The sequence below is a fragment of the Micromonospora maritima genome (assembly GCF_902825405.1).
Classification (GTDB): Bacteria; Actinomycetota; Actinomycetes; order Mycobacteriales; family Micromonosporaceae; genus Micromonospora; species Micromonospora maritima.
The window spans coordinates 1-868 of sequence record NZ_CADEAU010000935.1 but is presented as its reverse complement, the minus strand read 5'-3'; the positions used below and the strand labels follow the sequence as shown (position 1 = coordinate 868).

Sequence of the window (868 nt, the reverse complement as noted above, 5' to 3'; positions counted from 1 at the left end):
TTTTTTTTTTTTTCAAGCAGAAGACGGCATACGAGATCATGATGAGTGACTGGAGTTCAGACGTGTGCTCTTCCGATCTCCGCGCTCGGCGCCGAGGTGCGCGGCCCGCGCTGGCTCGGCCGCTGACCGCCCCGGCCGGTCCCGGCGCCGGGACTCACACGTCCGCCGACGGGACCGGGTGGTCCCGCCCGACGCGGTCTTCGCGCACGTCAGGGCCACAATCGGACACCCGGGCAGGAACGGCGCGAGGGTGGATGTTCGTCCACCCGTCGGGATGAGCTGTAATGGAGATCTCCCTTGCCCCCAGGAGGTCCCGTGGCGAGCGTCGCCGAGCTGAAGGCCGCCATCGATGTCGCGCTCCAGCAGATCGGTGACGGGCAGACAGCGGTGCAGGCGGCCGGCGAGAAGCTGGCCGAGGCGCAGCAGACCCTGGCCGGCGCGCTGGAGGGCAGCGGCCACGAGACGGTCGAGGCGGCCCAGTCGTCGCTGACCCAGGCCAGCCAGGAGCTGGAGGAGTGTCTCGCGGCGACACTGGTGGCGGTGGAGCAGGCACAGCTCTACGTCGCGACGCTCTGAGGGCCGCCCGTGTCCATCGTCGAGGACATCGGCGCGCAGGTCCGCGCCGCCGCCGAGGAGCTGCCGCTGGGCCAGCTCGCGCTCGCCCTGGAGAAGCTGGGCCAGGCCGAGGAGCGGCTGCGCTGGGTGCGCCAGGAGTCGGCCGACCCGATGGGGGTCCCGGAGCTGACCTCCGCGACCGAGCACGCGGAGACCGCCGGCTACGCGCTGCGCGTGGCGCAGGAACAGCTCACCGCGTACCTGGCCGCGATCGGGCTGGCCGCCGACGGCGCGCCGCCGGCGCCGCCGGGTG

1 protein-coding gene and 1 pseudogene are annotated in these 868 nt (G+C 72.2%); both read left to right on the top strand.

Annotated features, from left to right (window positions below):
* The first annotated feature begins 315 nt into the window (after positions 1–315).
* Entirely contained in the window at positions 316–576 is a 261-nt protein-coding gene (locus HUW36_RS33650; RefSeq protein WP_091575295.1) for a hypothetical protein, read from the top strand.
* 9 nt (positions 577–585) lie between these two features.
* Positions 586–868, top strand: a pseudogene (locus tag HUW36_RS33645) (hypothetical protein); the annotation flags it as partial.